Raw genomic sequence first — 1452 nt, 5'->3', positions numbered from 1 at the left:
CAATGGCACTAAACAATCCCATAATCAGCTTCTCCCTCCATTAATTGCTGACTTTATGCCAGCAAAGTATTTGTTGATTTGCTGGGCAACCGCGTCGTAATAAATCGAATTCTTTGCCAAACTGGCCATTTCCGTATCAATGTCAACGTTGTTGCCATCACTACGGAAAGAAGTAGTATTAATCGTATGTATCTTCGGCTCAACATTGATTCCGGTTGGGCTAATAGGCAAGTGACGTGGATGCGTTCTGGAAAGAGCCGGTTGCTTTATGTCCATAGCTGACTTTAACTGATCTTCAAAACTTACTTCACTTTTTTTAAAATTAGGTGTATTAACATTAGCAATATTATTGCTGATAACTTTATGGCGAAGCGAGGATGCACTCAACGCTTTTTCTAATACCGATATCTGTGTTGAATTCAAAAGTGAATTAAGCACTTAGCTGACCCTCCTACATTTCAAAATATACGAAAACTTCTATATCAGTTCGACTTAGATTGCTAACCTTATGCATAATTCTACAAAACCAATAAAATCCCTTTAAAAAAATTCGGATAGAAAATAACTTAAATTAAAAGGGCTATATAAATAATTCTGAGCTCTGTAATAAATGATCGATAGTTGTTTGAATTACTTCACTTTTTGGCAAGAAAATTTTTGAGTATAAGTGAAAAATTCCTTAACATTGACTTACCAACACCTAACAGTAAAAAGGTTTTCACTCGCTATTTAATATAGAAATTCTTTCGCTACTTTTCCGGTATTTTACAAAGAATAAAAAATCCAACTACTTTTCTCGTAGTCGGATTTTTATAATTTAAATTATTTTTTTAGTTTTTTAAGTTCATCCAACAAACGCTCATTGAGCACCTTAATATAGGTGCCTTTCATTCCAAGCGATTTCGATTCGATTACACCAGCACTTTCAAACTTACGTAATGCGTTAACAATGACTGAACGGGTAATACCAACGCGGTCAGCAATTTTACTAGCAACCAGTAAGCCTTCATTTCCTTCTAGTTCACTTAGAATATGCATGACGGCCTCGAGTTCAGAATAAGACAAAGTTCCCAATGCAACCTGAACTGTGGCCTTTTTGCGAGCTTCTTCTTCAATCTTTTCACTGCGGTCTCTCAGCATTTCCATACCAACAACTGTTGCACCATATTCAGCCAGTATCAAATCGTCGTCTTCAAACTCAGCACTAAATTTGGCCACAATCAGTGTACCAATTCGCTCACCTACGCCATGAATAGGTACAATAGTTGTATATTTATCGTTGAATAAGCAAGAAGTGCCTTCGCTAAAAGCACATAACCCACTTTCTAAGCGAAGATTAGGCGATGTCTGGTCAATTTTGCGCAACCATTCGACATATCGTTCAGGAAATTGTCCATGACTAAGCACTTTATCCCGCATTAGATTTCATTCCAAATCATCAATCAATGCATA

1 protein-coding gene and 1 pseudogene are annotated in these 1452 nt (G+C 36.5%); both read right to left on the bottom strand.

Translation table 11 applies throughout. The features are described 5' to 3' along the window. Nucleotides 1–24: 24 nt before the first annotated feature. On the bottom strand, nt 25–438 hold the full coding sequence (gene flgB / locus AC29Z1_RS05345; RefSeq protein ID WP_488270423.1) for a flagellar basal body rod protein FlgB: 414 nt from the start codon (nt 436–438) through the stop codon (nt 25–27). A 384-nt stretch (nt 439–822) separates the two neighbouring features. Further along, nucleotides 823–1452 (bottom strand): annotated as a pseudogene (gene codY, locus AC29Z1_RS05340) (GTP-sensing pleiotropic transcriptional regulator CodY); the annotation flags it as partial.

This window comes from Sporomusa sp., assembly GCF_057736855.1.
Note: the sequence above shows the minus strand (reverse complement) of the source record. Positions and strands in the feature narration are given on the sequence as shown.